This window comes from Microcystis sp. M53603_WE2 (genome assembly GCF_030065435.1).
In genome coordinates, this window is the sequence record NZ_JASJFF010001003.1 from 1 (window position 1) to 2356 (window position 2356).

Consider the following 2356-nt stretch of genomic DNA (forward strand, 5'->3'; position numbering starts at 1 on the left):
TAAAGCGAATATTTGCCCGTCGTGCCTGAAAGTCTCTAAAATTAGAACAACTGGAAATTTCCCGATAGGTATTAGCCGAAGGTAGCCACACTTCTAAGTCATAACATTTAGCGGCCGCAAAACCCAAGTCACCGCTACACAATTCAATCACCCGATAGGGCAACTGTAAAGCTTGCAGGATTGCCTCTGCATTAGCGACTAAACTTTCGTGTTCCTGAGCAGAATCGTCAGGATGGACGATTTTGACCATTTCCACCTTATTAAATTGATGCAAACGGATCAAGCCCCTCGTATCCTTGCCATAGCTGCCCGCTTCTCGACGAAAACAGGGAGTATAGGCACAGTGTTTGATCGGTAATTGCTCCGATGAGAGGATTTCATCGCGATAGAGGTTAGTTACAGGTACTTCTGCCGTTGGTGCTAACCAAAGCTCATCATCTCGACATTTAAAGCTTTCTTCCGCGAATTTCGGCAGTTGTCCCGTCCCGCGCAGGGAGTCACTATTAATTAAAATTGGCGGTAAAACTTCTGTATAACCGGCGACAATATGGCGATCGAGCATAAAATTAATTAAAGCTCTTTCTAGGGCTGCCCCGAGCGCGATAAGATTAACAAAACGACTCTGGGCGATCTTTACTGCCCGTTCAAAGTCTAAAATGCCCAATTTTTCCCCAATTTCCCAGTGAGGCAAAATATTCGGGTTGGTGGGTTTATATTCCTCTCCCCAGCGTTTGACTTCGACATTTTCCCGTTCATCCTTACCGATGGGAGTGGTTTCACTGGGTAAATTGGGTAAATCTAAGATTTTTTGGTCAATGGCCGCTTTAATCTCTTTTTCCTGCGGTTCTAATTGAGCTAGTTTACTTTTAATCTCGTTTCCTTCTGTTTTCATTGCCAAAATTTCGGGACTGTTGACATCGCTGCCACTTTTAACTTTTTGTCCCACCAGTTTACCGATTTCGTTACCCCGGGCCTGTAAACTGCTGCGTTCTTGCTCTAAAGCCTTCTGTTGTTGATTTAACTGGAGAATAGGGGCAATATCATAACTCCCTCCCCGACTATCTAAGCGTTTCTGTACTTCCTCTGGATTTTCTCTAATTTGCTTTAGGTCTAACATGGTAAGTGGGTGGGTGGAATTAAATATAAGATGAACGGAGAACGTAGGTTGGGTTGAAGCATGAAACCCGACGCCCGCTCATGTTACGCTACCGCTAACCCATCCTACAAATAATTGTGCCTCCCTACTTACAAGTCAGTAAAAAATAAAAATTAAGTGGGGGAGTCGGGGAATTGGCAGCCTGAGGGGAAATGTTGTCAACTGCTAACCAATCGTCAATAATAACTCAAAACATAACTAAAATATCGGTTAAAAGCCGCCGGTAAAATTAGCGGTATATTGAATTGTGGTGTTTGGAGTAAGTCTCATGCTCAAGTATCTGCCTGTTAAATTCCTGCGTTTTTTAGCGATTAGCTGTCTTGTAACGTTAATTTCTCTAGGATTTGACCGTTTACACCCCGTTAAAGCTAATCCCACCCTCATAGCTCAAAATGCTTGGGCCGGGGCCTCCTTCCCCGTGGAAAACTTTCAAACCTATACCTCTGGTTTCGGTTATCGTTCCTCTCCCATGGATGGCAGTCAACAATTTCATGCCGGGTTAGATCTGGCCGCACCCTTGGGCAGTTATATTCGCAATTGGTGGACCGGCAGAATCGTCGAGTTATCGGATCATACAGGCTGTGGCACCATGATTAAGATGCAATCCGGTCAATGGACACATATTTATTGTCATCTCATGGGTTCGGTTCAATCCGATAGCCGCGGTACTTTTTTGATTGATAGGTCAGGGGGAATCGTCCTTACTCTCGGTCAGGATATACCGGCAGGGGCCCGCATGGCTAGAGTGGGAATGAGCGGACGCACCACCGGACCACACCTGCACTGGGGACTGATGTACGGCAATCAATACGTTGACCCCGCTTTGGTTTTAAATGCTATGTACGGTTCTAATCCTTCGGGTAATAGTTAAGATATCCTGCAAAAATCAAAAATCTTCCCTTAGGTGAGGAGACTCCGAGGCGGTCGAGAGGAGACAGAGGAGTAGAAAAAAGACAATAGACAAGTATTATATCAATAAAGCCCACAATTCTGACTACTGGCTACTGGCTACTGACTCCTAACTCTCAGGACAATTTGTGATTTTTACAAGAGGTTCAATGAATAACGAGGGACACTGCTAAAATTAAGCTGATCGATTCAGGTATATCCAGATAAAATGCGAATATTAACCCTTGTACCGGGAGGAATTAGCAATCAACTGCTGTTTTTTCCCACTCTAGAAACCCTCCAGCAAACTTA

2 protein-coding genes are annotated in these 2356 nt (G+C 44.5%); one reads left to right on the top strand and one right to left on the bottom strand.

Translation table 11 applies throughout. The features are described from left to right. Window positions 1-1117 (bottom strand): serine--tRNA ligase (serS, locus tag PX481_RS21230; protein ID WP_288095842.1); only part of this gene is annotated, 1117 nt, incomplete at its 3' end. A 307-nt stretch (window positions 1118-1424) separates the two neighbouring features. Here serS and PX481_RS21235 point away from each other — a divergent pair. Then, window positions 1425-2027, top strand: coding sequence for a M23 family metallopeptidase (locus tag PX481_RS21235; protein ID WP_002762554.1), 603 nt, complete (start codon window positions 1425-1427; stop codon window positions 2025-2027). The last annotated feature ends 329 nt before the right edge of the window (window positions 2028-2356 follow it).